Genomic DNA, 16,310 nt, shown 5'->3' with positions numbered 1-16,310 from the left:
AAGGCTCAGATTGTAAAATCCAAGCCCTAACTTTTTAACTTAAACACTTTGTGGGATAGTGTCCTATTTTTTTTATAAATCTTTCCATCCTTGATGATCAGAAGAAAATTCTTTTCAGGATCAGCAATCAACGATAGGTCTTTTAGAGGATTGCCATCAACCAGTAACAAATCTGCCAAAGCTTTTTCCTCCACTACACCAAGCTTACCGGGATAAGGACTTCGCAAACCCGAAAGTTGTAAAAGCTCAGCGTTATCTTGTGTAACCATCTTTAAAATTTCAGCATTTGAAAACCATTTCTGAAGTCGTAATATGTAACTGTTTTGATCAGCATTAAGTTCTGGTTCGAAAAGAAAATCTGTACCCCATGCCAATTTTACACCCAGTTTTTTTGCCAATGGCCACACTCTATCCTGACCTTCCAAAACTGGTTTGCGTTTCTCCTTTCTCTGCTCATCCATATTGTCATTATTGTCCATTAAATTTTGAAGACTTAGCCAAACCTTTTTTTCTGCAAGGAGTTTCAAAGTTTCTTCATCAAGCATCTGACCGTGCTCAATGCACTTTACACCAGCTTCCACAGCTCGTCTTACAGCTCTTGGAGTGTAAGCGTGTACCATAACATAAGTTCCCCAGTCTTCTGCCGCCTCTACGGCTGCCTTCATTTCGTCCAAAGTATATTGTGTGACATCAATAGGATCATAGGCTGAAGAAGTACCTCCGCCAGCCATTAATTTAATTTGGCTTGCACCGAAACGAAGATTCTCTCGGGTAGCAGTTAGCACATCATCGCGTCCATCAGCAATAAAAGTAGCACCTAAAAGTTCTGCACGAGAAGCTTTACCAAAAAAACGGCGGGATCGTTCATTAGAAGTTCTGAAATCACCATGACCCGCAGTCTGGCTGATTACAGCTCCTGAAGGCCAAATGCGAGGACCTACTGTTTTACCTTTATCAATAGATGCTTTTAACGGAAAGATAGGACCTCCTGCGTCTCTAACACTAGTAAATCCACGCATTAGCATTTTTTGAGAAGATAATGCAACATTGTTAAGCAGGGTTTCTTCTGATATATCAGAAGAAGTCATTTGTGCCATAGTTAAAGCTCCAAATACCATATGAACATGAGCATCTATAAGTCCTGGCATCAGTGTTTTTCCTCTACCATTAATTTTTGTCAAATTTTCACTTTTTACCTTGATATTCTGATTGCTTATTTTTTGAATTAGGCCGTCATAAATCAGAACATTCATTGGAGCAGTCAATTCAGAGTTTTGATGATCCAATAATCTAACATTCTCGATTAGAATTTGCTTCGTTTGAGCAGTTGTTATACTTGTTGCGATAAAAAATGATACAATTAATAGTTTGAATGCCATTGTGGTAAATTATTTATTACTAGTACTAATATAATTAAAATTTAATAAAAATGCCACATAAATAGAATTTAAAAAATACTAAATATCAAAACTATAGATGTCAATTTAACAATCAATAAAATTAGTATTATTGATCTTATTGAAGTAGCTTTATAATACAGTATTAAAGATTTGCTGGAAAGAAATGCGCCAAGTTTGGTAAATGTATCTAATGATACTCGACGGAAAGTTTTTAGATAAAGCAACAAGCAGAAACTGTTATTATCAATTCTATATCAAAAGAAAAGACAGCTTGCGTTTTATAAGAGTACAGTCAAGCCATTTTGAAAATTTTAAAATCCTATTTAGAAAAGTGATTTCATCATTTTTGATTCTGATTTTTATACAGAAACTGCCTCGTAATTTACGAAGCAGTTTTATAAACGGTATTCACCAATCAGATGGGTTTATATATTTAATCTTCCATCATATTATCTCTTGTATTCTTTTGTACAGCAATTGCTCCGAATAATGCCAGTAAATATGCAAAACCATAAAATCCTTTTTCGCTGGGAAGAATCGTTGCATTCCAAAGCCCTACAGCCAGCAAAACGATAGAAGAGATTGTTGCAAACCAGCAAATTCCGTAATAGATATCGGTAACTTTGATGTTTTCCATTCTGTCCCGAACGGCTTTTTGTAGAGAAACTACGGCAAACAATCCGTAAAGAAGGATAGTAAAATAATATCCTTTTTCGTTCAGCTCCATTTCTGCTCTTACCAAACCTACAATGTAGCCCACCATTCCTGCTCCCAAAGCAATCCATGAAGCTGCCACAAAAGCTCCTGAAACATTTTGTTTTTTCATAATCTGTTTTTTTTTAGTTTATACTGACCCAAATATATTATTTTTAATTGAAAGTCTGTAATTTATCTTGTTTTTGTCACTAATCTTTGAAGAATATGACAAATATATAAATCATGCTGTATTTTCCATAGCCACGATAGAAGCGGCATCCTTTTTTGCTGTTCCCGGAGCAGAGCGGAGGGAACAGCAAAAAAGATATAGCGGATAGCGTGATAAAGCTCCTAAAAAATATAATGATAAAAAAACGCTCCGAAAAATTCCGAAGCGTTCTATTTTTGCTAATTGCTAATTGCTAACTATTAATATCTGTAATATTCTGGCTTGAAAGGACCTTCAACTTTAACACCAATATAATCAGCCTGTTCAGGTGAAAGAACTTCAAGTTCAACGCTTAATTTTTTAAGGTGAAGAGCCGCTACTTTTTCATCTAAATGTTTTGGCAGCATATACACTTCGTTTCCGTACGCTTCAGAATTGTTCCAAAGTTCGATCTGAGCCAAAGTCTGGTTAGAAAAAGAGTTAGACATTACAAAAGACGGGTGACCTGTAGCACATCCAAGGTTTACCAATCTACCTTCAGCAAGAATGATAACTTCTTTGCCATCAATGTTATAGATGTCAACCTGTGGCTTCACTTCAGATTTTGTGTGACCATAGTTTTCGTTTAACCAAGCCATGTCGATTTCATTATCGAAGTGACCGATGTTACAAACGATTGCTTTGTCTTTCATTTTAAGGAAATGCTCTCCTCTTACAATATTGAAGTTGCCGGTTGTTGTAATGATAATATCTGCGTTATCAACAACAGTATCCAATCTTTTTACTTCGTAGCCGTCCATTGCAGCCTGAAGCGCACAGATAGGATCAATTTCAGTAACCGTAACGATAGAACCCGCTCCTCTGAAAGATGCAGCAGTACCTTTACCTACGTCTCCGTATCCGCAAACAACAACTCTTTTTCCGGCAAGCATTACGTCTGTAGCTCTTCTTACTGCATCTACCGCAGACTCTTTACATCCGTATTTGTTATCAAATTTAGATTTTGTAACAGAATCATTTACATTGATTGCAGGCATTACCAAAGTTCCGTTCTTCATTCTTTCGTATAATCTGTGAACTCCGGTTGTTGTTTCTTCAGAAAGACCTTTGATTCCTGCAGTCAGTTCAGGATATTTATCAAAAACCATATTGGTTAAATCTCCACCATCATCCAAAATCATGTTCAGTGGTTTTCTGTCTTCGCCAAAGAAAATAGTCTGCTCAATACACCAGTCAAATTCTTCTTCATTAAGACCTTTCCACGCATAAACAGGGATTCCGGCAGCAGCAATAGCAGCAGCAGCATGATCCTGTGTAGAGAAGATGTTACAAGACGACCAGGTAACTTCTGCACCCAAAGCAACTAAAGTTTCAATTAAAACAGCAGTTTGAATCGTCATGTGAAGACACCCGGCAATTCTGGCTCCCTTTAATGGCTGAGACGGACCGTACTCTTCACGGATCGCCATCAAACCAGGCATTTCAGCTTCTGCTAATGTAATTTCTTTTCTTCCCCATTCTGCTAAGGAGATATCCTTCACTTTGTAAGGAATGTATTGTGTTGTTGTACTCATATCTTAATGATGATTAAATTATAAATTGAGCAACAAAATTACAACATATCTTTTAGATAAAAAAACACTGCATCAAGTTCATATACATGACATTATACATGAAATTTTATTTTTAAAGAAAATAATTTTTTTTATTAATTTTATCACAAATTTACTGAATGCCTCTATACAGAGATTTTTCTGATGATAACGCTTCCATCCTTGTCTGGAAATACGATGAGAACGATAATTTGGATATCAACGCACTTCTTGAGCCTGAAAATGCTGAAAAAGTAAAAGATTATCACCCGAAAAAATTGCTGGAAGTACTAATGGTGAGGAAGCTTTTGAAAAGTCTTAAGCCAATGTCAAAGATCTTGTACAAAGAGCGTGAGCCATTTCTCTGTCCGAAAGATGCTGAAATTTCAATCACGCACTCTTTCCCCTATGCAGCCATAGCCGTTTCCAAAAATAAAATTGGAATTGATATTGAAAAATTCAATCCTAAAATTTTAAGGGTAATAGATAAATTTACTTACGAAAACGAAAGAGGTTTTATTCCGTTTGATAATGAAGTTACTTTCTATACAATTATCTGGAGTGTAAAGGAAAGTATGTATAAAATTCACCATTCTAAACACTGGTCTTTAAAAAAGCATTACGAAGTACGTCCTTTTGAGCTGAAACATCTTCATCATATTAAATGCAGAGTGCACGATGATAAAATTTCTGATGAATTGAAGGCGAGAGTAGAGTTTTTTGATGATTACTGCTTCACGATTGTGGAAGAGTAGTTTCTTCATTTCTGTATTTCTCAATCACTTTTCTTTGTTCTTTGGCTACATCATAGATGAGTTCCAACACGTCATGAATGTTTTTAAGCTCGGTTAATCTGGAAATTTTATCCGGATCACGACGGTCATAAAATTCATTTTCCATGATTTCTTTTTTTCTTTTCAGGATCAGATCTTCGAGTGAAGAATCTTCCGGCTCAATACGGCTTTCCATTTTGAGCGTTTCACTTATTTTTTCTCCGTTGAGCAATACGGAAACCTGATTCATTTCAGATTCAATTTTCTTTGTCCAGCTTTCAGCATCTATTTCGGTGTATACCTGATCTTTTTTTGCATATTGAGAAAGTGAGGCCGTGTAAGCTGTAATCAGATGTGAAGTTGTTACAAACTGATGCACAACTTCCAGTTTTTTCTGCTGATTTTTGGGATCTGAAATCATTCTCTGAAAGTTATCTGAAAGATTTGCCAAAGAAATGATTGCATTTTTTCTGCGGACTTTATATTCTTCCAGACTATATTTATCATTGAGGAATTTAGACATTACACTGTGAAAATACGTAAGGTTGGCTTGCGCAGATTTTTTCATTAAATCTAAATTCTGAGTATGTTCCCACACAGGAAGAATAGTATAAGAAACACCAAAAGCAATGATGCCTGCAATAATGGTATCAACAATCCTGTCTTTAAAAATGATATTAATGTTTCCGGGATTCAGAAAATTAAAGCTTAGAAAAATATAGATCGTCATAAAAAGTACAGCCCAGAAATATTTTGCTTTCAGGAAAGTAAAACAGAGTACCATACTGACGAGAAGAATGGTAAATAGTACAGCATTGATTTCAATGAAATAAAGAACTCCGTACGCAATGACCGCTCCTGCAACCGTTCCGTAAAATCTTAGGAGGTTTCTCTGTTTGGTAATAGAGTAGGCAGGTTTCTGGATGGCAATGATCGTAATCAGGATCCAGTAAGTATGACCAATTTGTAAAAATGGCATGAATGAAAACAAATATCCCAAGAGCAAAGCAACCGTTACCCGGACTGCATGACGAAAATGAGATGAATTGAGCGAAATATTACTTTTCAGAACTTTAAAATTAATTTTTTCCTGATTGGGAAGAAACTTTTTTAAATCTAATCCTGTGGAAAGACTTTTGGCAAGTTTTACATTCTGAGAAAAAACCTTATAAATTTCCTGTATTTCTCTGGTAATTTCATGGATTCTCATCATAATCTGACGAAGGATCATAAAATTTTCCAAAGTTTCTGAGGTCATCTGTCTGTTTCTGAGATCAAAATATTGGATGTTGAGTTCCTGAAATTCAAGGTCAATATTGTGGATAGCTCTTGCTCTTGTACTGCTTTGAAGTGCAATGCCAATATTAGAAATTTCATCCGAGAGAATGTTGAGGTAGTCATGGATTTTTACCAGAATGCCTGTTTCCTCAAAACTTTCCTGAAGTTTTTTATAATCACTTTCTGAGGTCATCAGTTTTTCGTGAAGATCCATAGAATTCAGAAACATCAGCATAAGGAGTCTGCTTATGGTAGTAGACTCGTTGACGATGGTTCTTGTTTTAAAAACAGTTTCGCGGGTCTCTTCCTGAAGGTTTTTAATTTCAATCTGTTTTGTAATAACCTGAGAGTACAGCTTGTCGAAATCCGGATTTTTCTGGTAAAAATTAGCTTTAATTTTCAGAAACTCTGCGAGCTGCAAATAATTTTCGCCAATCATCTGACTTGCCAGTTTATAAGGCTGTATTGTAGTGACGACAAGAAATATCAGCAAAAACCAAATACAACCGGCTGCAAAAATCAGCAGACTTTTGATAATATTGGCTCCTGTTAAGTGTCCGTCAACAAATATTGCCAGAACGACTAATGCTAAAGATCCAACTGCGGCTAATCTCTGTCCGTAAACGCCTATCAGCGAAAAAAACATTCCGAATGTTATGATTTCCACCAATACAAGCGGAATGATACCTTTGACCAGGCTAGCAATTGATGCCACAAAAACGAAACAGAATATAGCAAAAGCAAGTGAGTTTCTACGTCTTATAAACGGACCCGGCTGATCCGTCAACGCGACGAAACTTGTTCCTAAAGGAAAAAGAAAATATTCTTTAAGAATTCCGAAATAGGAGAGAACCAGACACGGAAGCACCGTTGCCAGTGTAATTCTGATCGCAGAATACACATATTGGCTGGTTACGATTTTTTTTAGCTCCGAAGAATAGTTCATACTGCAAAAATAAGGTGAATATGTGAATTGTCAATTTTACATTTCAAGTAAATGATAATTTATAGATAGATTAAAACTAACCATTCATTGTTAACTCTGAATTAATTTTGTTTTATTGGTCATAAAAAAAGCCTCATGAAAAATGAGGCTTTTACAAATATGTGGAATATTTTTAGTTATCTATGTTAGATGTTTCATCACCAATATTCCATGTCAAGCCAAAACGTAAGGTGTTATCCAAAGCAGTATTGATTTTAGACATGTTGATTAAGTAAGAAATATCAAGACCGAAAGAACGGTATTTCAAACCAATACCTGCAGTTGCAAACTGTCTTGCTCCCTGCTGCTCACTTTCGTGGAAATAACCTCCTCTTAGTGCAAATGCATTATCATAAGAATATTCCACTGCACCACTGTACATGATAGAATTCGGATTATTGAATGATTTTCCGATTCCGGACATTACCCCTACATTCGGTACAGCATAAATAGGCTGTCTCGTGTTAGGATCTGTTCCTACCAATTCTGATCCGGGAACCAAGATTTTAGAACCTTCTACAGAAATTCCTACTCTGTTCATATCATCAAGATACATATCATAACCTACCCCTAATCTTGCCATGGTAGGAAGATAAGATCTTGAGTTTTCATCTCCTGTATAATCTAATTTAGGACCTAAGTTCTGAATAGAAAAACCAGCATTCACTTTTCCGTCCATTCCTCCAAGACTAGAAAATCTAGGAGATGTATAGTAACCGGAAACATCTACTGCAAATGAGTTTGCAGGTTTTAGCGTAGTATCTGTGTTGAAACCTCCGGCTAAATCTGAACGGATGAATCTACCGGTTACAGCCATTGAGTAAGAATCCGATAGTTTCAAACCATAGGCAACGTCAATAGAGAATTCATTTGGTTTTGAAGTTCCCAATGAAGTTACATCATTACCCACCAAAGTAGTAAGATCTACCTCACCCATATTGAAGTAATAGATACTCGCAGAAATTGTAGATCTTTCTTCCTGACCTAAAAATTTGTGGAAAGCACCATACAATAAAAACACATCATTGGTAAGTTTTCCCATATATGGAGTGTAGTTCAAACCTACAGAAGAACTTGTTCTGCTAAAAGGATATTTTGCAGCATTCCAGAATTGTGAAAAAGCATCAGGAGAGGTTACAACCCCCTGATCTCCCATACCTCCTGATCTTGCATCAGGTGCAATTCTTAGGAAAGGTGCTCCTGTTAACACAGGTCTTACCTGACTCAAATCTTGTGCATAGCCTAGAAACCCAGCACTCAAACCAATCCCTAAAAGCAGTTTAGTAGTTAAATTCATATGTTGTCTTTTATATATTATCAGTTTTTTATTGATATTCTTAATTAATTATTTATTTACTTCAAAAGTACCATTTTTTCTACAGCTGTAGCACTTCCTTTGCATTTTTCTTGATTTTGACTTTTTGCAAATATCTTAAAAATATACGTACCTTTTGCAACTGTATCGCCAAAATCGTCTTTTCCGTCCCATTCTATTGCCTGACGTGGCGTTCTAAAGCCCTGTAGGAACGGTTCTGCGATTACAACATTGGTTAATGTTCTTACTAATTTTCCTGTAATCGTATAAATTTGAACATTTACATCCAGAATATCATCACAATTATGCTCGAAATGAATGTAGGTTTTGTTGGTAAAAGGATTTGGCCAGTTCAGTGGACGGTTGATAATCAAACGCTGATCTGTTTCATCTTTAACCTCAAAGTTTAACGTCTCGGTGGTCGAATTATTGTTTATATCCCAAACTTTAAATGTCAGCTGATGCTGTCCTACTGAAAGATTTCTGAAAGGGTAGGTTACATTACCTTTTTGATAATCTGCCAAAGATGGATTTACACAGCCGTTTCCTTCACCGGAAGAGTAAAAATCATTCAAAACAATGGTGTTGATAATTTGACCGTCCAAATATACAGTAATATCGTGACCAATACCAGAACCCGTAGAATTTATTCCTGTATCATCAGTAATACAAGCCAAAAGCATTGGGTTTTGGTCGGTAATTCCCCCATTGGCAAAATTAGTATTATTCATGTATAATTTCACTTTCGGTGGCTCGTTATCATTAATTCCGTTCGGATTGATGTCTCCAACCTGTACAAACTGATTATTGAATACATCAAAAGATCTATTATCAGCATATCCTAAGATTCTTCCTTGTCCCACAGCATAATTAATGTCTTTAGGAACATAAAATTCAACCGTAAAAACACCGTTTACAGCCGTTCCCGAAGCTTTCACGATAGCGCTTCCTTCTTCTTTGTAATTTAAGACAGGGCTTAAATCTCCTTCGTTATTTAAAGTGGTTTTATTTAATTTTTTATCAAAAATATTGATGACCACTCTTCCGTTGAATGTTGTATTTACAGTACCATTCTGATTATTAATATGTCCTGTGATTTTCACAAAATCAAGGCCTCTTATCAACCCGGGAACCGGAGTTTCTATGTTATCGATCACAAGCTGTCTCTGAGGTCTGCTCAATTTCATTGCAGGATCGCCCAATAAATTTACTTTAAGATGATCGGAATGAGCACCTGTTGTTTTTTTAGCGTTAAGATGGGCATCCCCTAATGTTTGCAAATCATCACCATTTAATTCAAAAATTTCATGAGTTAAGGTATCCGTAAAATCAATTCCGTATCCAACACCAAGCGCGCGGCTAGAAGTAATCATTGTAGCCGGGCCTCCCTGCTTTAGTTTAATAAACTGCTCACCTGCTGAAAATGTAGAAGGCTCATCCCAAAGTGTAAATTCACAGGTAATTGTAGAAACAAATGGAAATCTGCTGTACACATTTGAAAAATTATTGGAATTCTGAATTTCATCCGTAGTCAAAACTCGTTCTTGTGCCCAGCCATTGATGCCTCCGTGTCCGAAGTAGAATAAATAAAGACTGTTGCCGATATCATTGGAGATTGCCTGATTTACCTGTGGATATCTTTGTCCTCCCGCTGTACTTTGCCCCTGGAAAGCATCCATGTAAAGCTTTCTTACATTATATTCTTTAAGCGTATTGGTTCCGGCTGTCTCAAAAATATCTTTCAGAACATTGTCCATGATGTTGTGAAACGGAGCCCCACCATCGTTATCATCATCCACAACGAAATCAAGCTTCATTCGCCATTCGCCAAAAGGAGAAGACTGTCCCGGCAAAGCATTGTAATATGCCAAAGTTTTATCCACCATATTTGCCGCTTCCGTAGGGTTGGCTGCCGGAATACGGCCAACGGGAACATCAGGAAGATTATAATAAATATATTCTGTAGTCTGCGGTTTTGTCATTACAATATAATCATCGGTTACAAATGATGCTATGAAATCTGCAGAGCCCTCGCTTTGATAGCTGGAGACTACATTAGAATTATTAGGAACTCTGTTTTTAAAATCATAAGAAGCGTCTCCGAGAATAAATACATATTTAAGACTTCCAAGAGGAGTATTAAGCTTTGTAACAAAATCCCGGATAGCTGTAAGATCTCTGCTTCCGCTGCCAAATTCGTTGTAAATTTTATCAGTATCTACAATTTCTACATTAAAATTGTTTTTGGTCTCGTGATAATTGGCTATTCTCTGAGCCTGTGCCATCATAGCGGGCGTTGTGATGATAAGGTAATCTACATTTTGTAAAGCTGAAAGATTCTGATTCGCAATTCTTCCGACGAACTGAGGTGAAAAAGCGGCATCTGATCTGAAAGCAACAAATTCATTATTAAAATTAGGATCAGAAGCAGTATAACCAAAATTGAAAACTCCGCCACCGGCAGCTTTATTCACCCGTCTGTTTGCATTTGTAATGTCGGAAACATCCCAAACCTGTTCCATATTTCCGACACTGGAAATGCTGAAGCCATATGATAAATTTGATCCGCTGTCAATAGAGAAATCTCGGAAACTCATCTGAGAACCATTAAAGACTAAATCCTGTTTATATTGAACTTCTACATAGTCAAGATAAAAAACTCCATTAGGATTGGTAGTGATATTAGGTGTATAGTTAAATGTAATTGTATTTCCAGACAAATTTGAAATAGTACCGGAATATCTTAAAGGAAAATAATCAAAAGCATAACCCGGCTGACTGGCAGGAACACTAGAAGAAGCAGGATTTTGGTTATTGATATTAAATTCTACGCTGTTTTGTTGTGATCTCCAGCCGATAACCTGCGTTCTGTATCTTATGACATCTCCGTTTTGTATTGGTGAATTTAAGGTGAATGTCACCGCTTTGTCAGTAGTGAAATTCTGTTCTTCCACCCAGATTCTTCCTACTTTCAACAGGTTTTTCTGGTCATTATTGATGACCTGATAATTATCATATCTCGAAATAAGATTTGCCGGAAGGTTCAGATCTGCATTTTGGACTCTTTTTCCAGTCCCCTTATCGAAATTTATAAAATAATAGGAAAAATCCTCGTAAATATTTTTGAGGTTTTCACTCCTGTCGTTTCTGCCGTCGGTTCTTTTAATGCCGCTTCCGTTTGCGTTGTTGTAAAGATTATATCCATCTGGTCCCTGAGCATAAAATAATGCATAATCACCGTCATTCCACACACCGTCATCTTCACCTACAACCTGAATTGCGTTTTCCTGCAGCGCACTGTATTTGATGTCCTGATTAAACTCAGGAAGCATCACTCCGCCATTTCCGTAAATTCTGAAATTTCTCGGATTAATACCGGAAGGATTTATGCCATTGTCTCTTAAAAACTGGGAAGTTATTTTGAAAATTCCGGATTTATCAACCTTGATTTTATAAAATGTTCCACTTGATAGGGGATTCTGCGTAGTTCCAACTTTACTCGCATTTAAGATCCGTGAAGAATTGTTTTCCGTAACATTAAAAGATGAAAGTCTTTGAATCTGTCCTTTCACATTTTTAAATAATCCTACACTTATGCTTGCAAACCGCTCACCTTTATAATAAAAATAATCGATTGCCGTTATATTATAATCCTGGATAAGCGACGGTTTCAGATCGTAAAGATCTTTTAAAGACACAGGTTCCCATGCAAGATCTGTGATCTGCAGCTGCCCTTCTCCGGTTTTTTGTTTGTTTGTAATAAAGATATTGTCTTGGCTGTAAGAAAAACCTTCGTTTTTGAAGTTTGGAAGATTTTTTTTAGTATCACCATAATCTTGGATTTTGGCTCCGTCCCAGTTGATTGTAACTCGCTGAGCGCAAACAATTGATACAAAAGCAAATACAAATAAAAGAGTGATTTTAAGTCTCATGTCTATTTTTGAAATTTCTGAATTACAAAATAAATGAAAATTTTATAATTAATGTATTATACCATAAAATTAATTTGTTAAGATTTTTCAAAAAAATCAAATCTTTATTTGATTTATTGAATAATTTATTTTTTCTTTGTACTTTGAATAATATTTATATCGACTATGAAAAAACTAAAGTTGTTTTCATTAATAGCATTAAGTTCTACACTTGCATTAACCAGTTGTGGTGGTTCGGGCGTTTCCGGAGGGGGCGGTACTAAAAAGTTTGTCAGCAAGACAGGTTGGAAACCAAACGAGAAACAGGGTTGGTTTTTTGCAGGAAAGCAACAAAAACAAAAAGGTTGGCCGGGAATGGTTTATGTAGAAGGTGGAACTTTTACAATGGGATTAGTGAAAGATGATGTAATGCACGATTGGAACAACACACCTCGCAGAATGCAGGTAAGTTCGTTCTTTATTGGTGAAACTGAAATTACTAACTACGAATACCGCGAATACCTTACATGGTTGAAGTATGTATTCCCGCCAAGTGATCCTAGTTACAAAGAAATTTATAACGGTGCTCTACCGGATACCCTTCTTTGGGATAACAAATTATCCAGAAATGACTACAACGAAACTTATTTCCGTTCTGCGGAGTATGATTATTATCCGGTTGTAGGTGTTTCCTGGACACAAGCTAACAGATACTGCGAATGGCTGACTGACAGAGCAAATGAAAAAGCTTTGATGCAGGCAGGAGTAATTTCAAAAGATTTATATATTAACGAATCTAATAATCAGGGAGGTACAGCATTTAATATGGATAAATTCAAATCGAATGATCCTGAAATGCAAGGGTACATCAATGAGAAAAGAATGCAGCAGAAAAACGGTATTAAGACTACCAATCAAAGATTGCTTGCCGCCAACAGATCTCCTTCTTCTGCAATGGTTACCAAATTCAGACTTCCTACAGAGGTTGAATGGGAATTTGCAGCATTGGGTATGGAGAAAAACAGAGAATACAATAACTATCTTGAGAAAAAACCTCAGATAGAAATGTTGAGAGATAAAAGAGGAGAAATTCTTGCCAACTTCAAACAGGGTAGAGGAGATTATTCAGGTCCTGCAGGATGGAAAAACGATGGAGCTGCTAATACTTCAGATGTAAGACAGTTCCCTTCAAACAGCTTAGGGATCTACGGTATGTTTGGTAACGTAGCAGAATGGACTGCAGATGTATACAGACCAATCATTGATACAGAAGCAAGTGACTTCAACTATTACAGAGGAAATGTGCCTCAGGCAATTGTAAGAAACGGTGACGGAACATATAAAATGGTTGAGGAAGGTTCTATTCAGTATGATACTTTGGCAGACGGACGTTTAGTTTACAAAAAGCTACCAGGTCAGTTTGAAAGAGAGACTATTGCAGATTACAGAAATTATAGAGACGGAGACAGAATGTCTTCTCTGGATTATAGAAATGCAAGTGATTCTGCTTCTTCTTATGATATGTATAACTCACCAAAGACAAGATTTATTGTTGATGGTAACGGTAGAGTAGTAATGCAGAAAGATACTAAAGACAGAACTTCTGCTATATCTAATGATGTAAGAGTTGTAAAAGGTGGTTCTTGGCAGGATTCAGCTTATTGGCTAGATCCGGGTCAGAGAAGATTCAAAAACCAGAATACAGCTTATGGATGGATTGGTTTCCGTGTTGCTCAGGATGCAAGAGTAAGCGACAAATCTAGAACTAGAAGATAAAATATTTATCAAAATACTTTCAAAAAACCTCCCATATATTCGGGAGGTTTTTTATTTTTGAACATAATTTAAGCTTGAGATTCACAACTCAAATAGTATTAGGCTTTCACCCATAACCAATGATAATTTTATGAATCCTGAACAGTTTTATCCTATATATTTAAATGCAGAAAAGGTAACAATAGACAGCAGAAAAGTTTCTCAAAATGATGTTTTTTTTGCTTTTTCCGGTGAAAATTTTGATGCAGCGACTGTTGCTGAAAAAGCTGTTGAAAACGGAGCTTTAGCTGTAATTGTTGAGAATAAAGAGTTTGAGAATAAAGATAAAAACATATTTTATGTTCATTCTACTTTAGATTTTCTGCAGAGTCTTGCAGTTTATCACCGCGATCAGATCCATATTCCCATTATAGGTCTTACGGGAAGTAATGGCAAAACCACGAGTAAGGAATTAATTCATGCTGTTCTTTCTCAAAAATATCATGTACAGTACACTCAGGGAAATCTAAATAACCATATTGGTGTTCCGCTTACCTTACTTTCAATAAAACCAGAACATGAAATGGCAGTGATTGAGATGGGAGCTAATCACCAGAAAGAAATTGAATTCTTGTGCAGTCTCGCTAAACCGAATATAGGTTACATTACCAACTTCGGTAAAGCGCATCTTGAAGGATTTGGAGGATTTGAAGGAGTTATTAAAGGAAAATCTGAATTATACGATTACATCAAAAATCATAATCAGGTAGTTTTAGTCAACGAAAAAGATCCTATTCAGACAGAGAAAACGTTAAATTACCCTTCTAAAATCACTTTTGGAAACAAAGAATCAGATTATTATTTTGATTTTTTCTCGGAAGAACATTTTGTGGGTTTGGAATATAAAGGCATAAAAATTATTACCCAATTAACAGGCGATTATAATTTTACCAATCTATGTGCAGCTGCAAGTTTAGGACTTCACTTCGGAGTTGATATTTCTAAAATAAAATCTGCATTAGAAAATTACACTCCAAATAACATGCGGTCACAAATCGTTAAGAAAGGCAATAAAACATTGGTTCTGGATACTTACAATGCTAATCCCAGTTCTATGACTGCGTCTTTACTCAATTTTAATACGTTTGAAGGGTCAAAAACCATTATCATAGGAGATATGCTTGAGCTGGGCGATCAAAGTGAGACAGAGCATCTAAATATTCTTAATCTTGCAAAAAAATTAGATTTTGATCAGGTAATAACAGTTGGTCATCAGTTTGAAAAAATAAATGATTTTTCGTTTTCTTTTTTAACGACAAATGATCTTGTTAGTTATTTAGAGAGTAATCCAATAGTATCAGATAATATTTTATTAAAAGGATCACGAGGAATTGCTTTGGAAAAATCAATTGATTTTATATAAATTAAATTCGTTGCTGACATACTGTTGTCATACACGCAAATTATATTTGTGAAATATTAAAATCTTTCTAAAAATGAGCTACTGTTCTGCTATTGAAAATATGCAGCCTGAAAGCAGGAAAATGCTGCATAAAAAGTATCATGACCACCATTACGGGTTTCCTATTCATGATGATGATGAATTATTCGGAAGGCTTGTAATGGAGATCAATCAGGCAGGACTGAGCTGGGAAACTATTTTGAAAAAAGAAGAAGGCTTTAGAGCGGCTTACGATAATTTCGATATAAAAAAAGTTGCGTCTTATACGGAAGAAGATCGGGAGCGTCTTTTAAATGATAGTGGAATTATCAGGAATAAGCTCAAAGTAAATGCAGCTATTGAAAATGCCAAAACCATTCTGGAACTTCAGAAAGAATTTGGATCTTTTGAAAAATGGCTTGAGCATCATCATCCAAAAACTTTACAGGAATGGATGAAGATTTTCAAAAAAACATTAAAGTTTACAGGGGGAGAAATCGTTAACGAGTTTTTAATGAGTATCGGCTTTCTAAAAGGAGCTCATGAAGAAAGTTGCTGGGTAAATCGTGAAATTATGCAGCATAAACCAATGTGGAAAAAAGAATAGTTCTATTCTACAATCTGGCTTTTCAGTCTTTCAGTAATCATGTTAATGATTCTTTTATTAAACATTTTATTTTCTGTGTAATATATCTGCAGTTCTTCGACATTCATCATCCCGATAACCATTCCGATATATGTATTTTTTAATATATTGTCTTTCTGAAAACTATTTTCGATAAATGTATTCCGCTTTTCGCTGGAAAATGATTCCCAGTTTATCTTCGTATTTTTCAGATAATGAAAAAAGTGTGTCAGCAAAATATCATTTTGTAATTTGATAATAGGACGAAGTACAGTGTTTTGAAACAATTCTTCTGCAGTCACAGATTCAGAAATCTCTATATTCAGATTTTCTCTAAGTTCTATTTTTGATGCCATTTTTTATTATTGAA

General features: G+C 35.8%; 12 protein-coding genes. 5 read left to right on the top strand and 7 right to left on the bottom strand.

What is annotated here, in order from left to right; genetic code table 11:
* Nucleotides 1-26: 26 nt before the first annotated feature.
* Together AC0NBN_RS08320 and yiaA are read right to left on the bottom strand one after the other, a co-directional pair.
* Nucleotides 27-1,379, bottom strand: coding sequence for an amidohydrolase family protein (locus AC0NBN_RS08320; RefSeq protein ID WP_160812212.1), 1,353 nt, complete (start codon nt 1,377-1,379; stop codon nt 27-29).
* 454 nt (nt 1,380-1,833) lie between these two features.
* Entirely contained in the window at nt 1,834-2,226 is a 393-nt protein-coding gene (gene yiaA / locus AC0NBN_RS08315; RefSeq protein ID WP_143885349.1) for an inner membrane protein YiaA, read from the bottom strand.
* 73 nt (nt 2,227-2,299) lie between these two features.
* On the opposite strand from yiaA, the gene AC0NBN_RS08310 reads away from it, so the two are divergent.
* On the top strand, nt 2,300-2,434 hold the full coding sequence (locus AC0NBN_RS08310; protein ID WP_474468051.1) for a hypothetical protein: 135 nt from the start codon (nt 2,300-2,302) through the stop codon (nt 2,432-2,434).
* 91 nt (nt 2,435-2,525) lie between these two features.
* Here the strand turns inward: AC0NBN_RS08310 and ahcY are convergent, their stop codons facing one another.
* Nucleotides 2,526-3,839 carry an adenosylhomocysteinase gene (gene ahcY / locus AC0NBN_RS08305; protein ID WP_143885348.1) on the bottom strand — a complete coding sequence of 438 codons (1,314 nt, stop codon included), beginning with the start codon at nt 3,837-3,839 and terminating at the stop codon, nt 2,526-2,528.
* Nucleotides 3,840-3,997: 158 nt separating this feature from the next.
* Between ahcY and AC0NBN_RS08300 the strand changes: the two genes are divergently transcribed.
* Nucleotides 3,998-4,612 (top strand): 4'-phosphopantetheinyl transferase superfamily protein, encoded by a 615-nt coding sequence (locus AC0NBN_RS08300; RefSeq protein WP_160812213.1) that lies wholly within the window; start codon nt 3,998-4,000, stop codon nt 4,610-4,612.
* On the opposite strand, the gene AC0NBN_RS08295 is transcribed toward AC0NBN_RS08300, so the two are convergent.
* From AC0NBN_RS08295 to porU, 3 genes are all read right to left on the bottom strand, one after another.
* Nucleotides 4,593-6,854, bottom strand: coding sequence for an FUSC family membrane protein (locus tag AC0NBN_RS08295; RefSeq protein WP_160812214.1), 2,262 nt, complete (start codon nt 6,852-6,854; stop codon nt 4,593-4,595). The genes AC0NBN_RS08300 and AC0NBN_RS08295 overlap by 20 nt on opposite strands.
* 172 nt (nt 6,855-7,026) lie before the next feature.
* Nucleotides 7,027-8,190, bottom strand: coding sequence for a type IX secretion system outer membrane channel protein PorV (porV, locus tag AC0NBN_RS08290; RefSeq protein ID WP_143885345.1), 1,164 nt, complete (start codon nt 8,188-8,190; stop codon nt 7,027-7,029).
* Nucleotides 8,191-8,246: 56 nt separating this feature from the next.
* On the bottom strand, nt 8,247-12,140 hold the full coding sequence (porU, locus tag AC0NBN_RS08285) for a type IX secretion system sortase PorU (protein WP_160812215.1): 3,894 nt from the start codon (nt 12,138-12,140) through the stop codon (nt 8,247-8,249).
* A gap of 165 nt (nt 12,141-12,305) precedes the next feature.
* On the opposite strand from porU, the gene gldJ reads away from it, so the two are divergent.
* From gldJ to AC0NBN_RS08270, 3 genes are all read left to right on the top strand, one after another.
* Nucleotides 12,306-13,895, top strand: a complete 1,590-nt coding sequence (gldJ, locus tag AC0NBN_RS08280) for a gliding motility lipoprotein GldJ (protein ID WP_160812216.1) — start codon at nt 12,306-12,308, stop codon at nt 13,893-13,895.
* Nucleotides 13,896-14,025: 130 nt separating this feature from the next.
* Nucleotides 14,026-15,297, top strand: coding sequence for a UDP-N-acetylmuramoyl-tripeptide--D-alanyl-D-alanine ligase (locus AC0NBN_RS08275; protein WP_160812217.1), 1,272 nt, complete (start codon nt 14,026-14,028; stop codon nt 15,295-15,297).
* A 73-nt stretch (nt 15,298-15,370) separates the two neighbouring features.
* The gene (locus AC0NBN_RS08270) at nt 15,371-15,922 is read left to right on the top strand and encodes a DNA-3-methyladenine glycosylase I (RefSeq protein ID WP_160812218.1); all 552 of its coding nucleotides are present in this window, start codon (nt 15,371-15,373) and stop codon (nt 15,920-15,922) included.
* A gap of 2 nt (nt 15,923-15,924) precedes the next feature.
* On the opposite strand, the gene AC0NBN_RS08265 is transcribed toward AC0NBN_RS08270, so the two are convergent.
* On the bottom strand, nt 15,925-16,296 hold the full coding sequence (locus tag AC0NBN_RS08265) for a glyoxalase (RefSeq protein WP_160812219.1): 372 nt from the start codon (nt 16,294-16,296) through the stop codon (nt 15,925-15,927).
* Nucleotides 16,297-16,310: the final 14 nt, after the last annotated feature.

It is taken from the genome of Chryseobacterium sp. L12 (assembly GCF_056133985.1).
This window is presented reverse-complemented; position numbering and strand designations above follow the sequence as displayed.

Excerpts from the sequence above, each read along its gene's own strand:
- AC0NBN_RS08320 (WP_160812212.1), bottom strand. The coding sequence starts at position 1,379 with ATGGCATTCAAACTATTAATTGTATCATTTTTTATCGCAACAAGTATA.
- yiaA (WP_143885349.1), bottom strand. The coding sequence starts at position 2,226 with ATGAAAAAACAAAATGTTTCAGGAGCTTTTGTGGCAGCTTCATGGATT.
- ahcY (WP_143885348.1), bottom strand. The coding sequence starts at position 3,839 with ATGAGTACAACAACACAATACATTCCTTACAAAGTGAAGGATATCTCC.
- AC0NBN_RS08300 (WP_160812213.1), top strand. The coding sequence starts at position 3,998 with ATGCCTCTATACAGAGATTTTTCTGATGATAACGCTTCCATCCTTGTC.
- AC0NBN_RS08295 (WP_160812214.1), bottom strand. The coding sequence starts at position 6,854 with ATGAACTATTCTTCGGAGCTAAAAAAAATCGTAACCAGCCAATATGTG.
- porV (WP_143885345.1), bottom strand. The coding sequence starts at position 8,190 with ATGAATTTAACTACTAAACTGCTTTTAGGGATTGGTTTGAGTGCTGGG.
- porU (WP_160812215.1), bottom strand. The coding sequence starts at position 12,140 with ATGAGACTTAAAATCACTCTTTTATTTGTATTTGCTTTTGTATCAATT.
- gldJ (WP_160812216.1), top strand. The coding sequence starts at position 12,306 with ATGAAAAAACTAAAGTTGTTTTCATTAATAGCATTAAGTTCTACACTT.
- AC0NBN_RS08275 (WP_160812217.1), top strand. The coding sequence starts at position 14,026 with ATGAATCCTGAACAGTTTTATCCTATATATTTAAATGCAGAAAAGGTA.
- AC0NBN_RS08270 (WP_160812218.1), top strand. The coding sequence starts at position 15,371 with ATGAGCTACTGTTCTGCTATTGAAAATATGCAGCCTGAAAGCAGGAAA.
- AC0NBN_RS08265 (WP_160812219.1), bottom strand. The coding sequence starts at position 16,296 with ATGGCATCAAAAATAGAACTTAGAGAAAATCTGAATATAGAGATTTCT.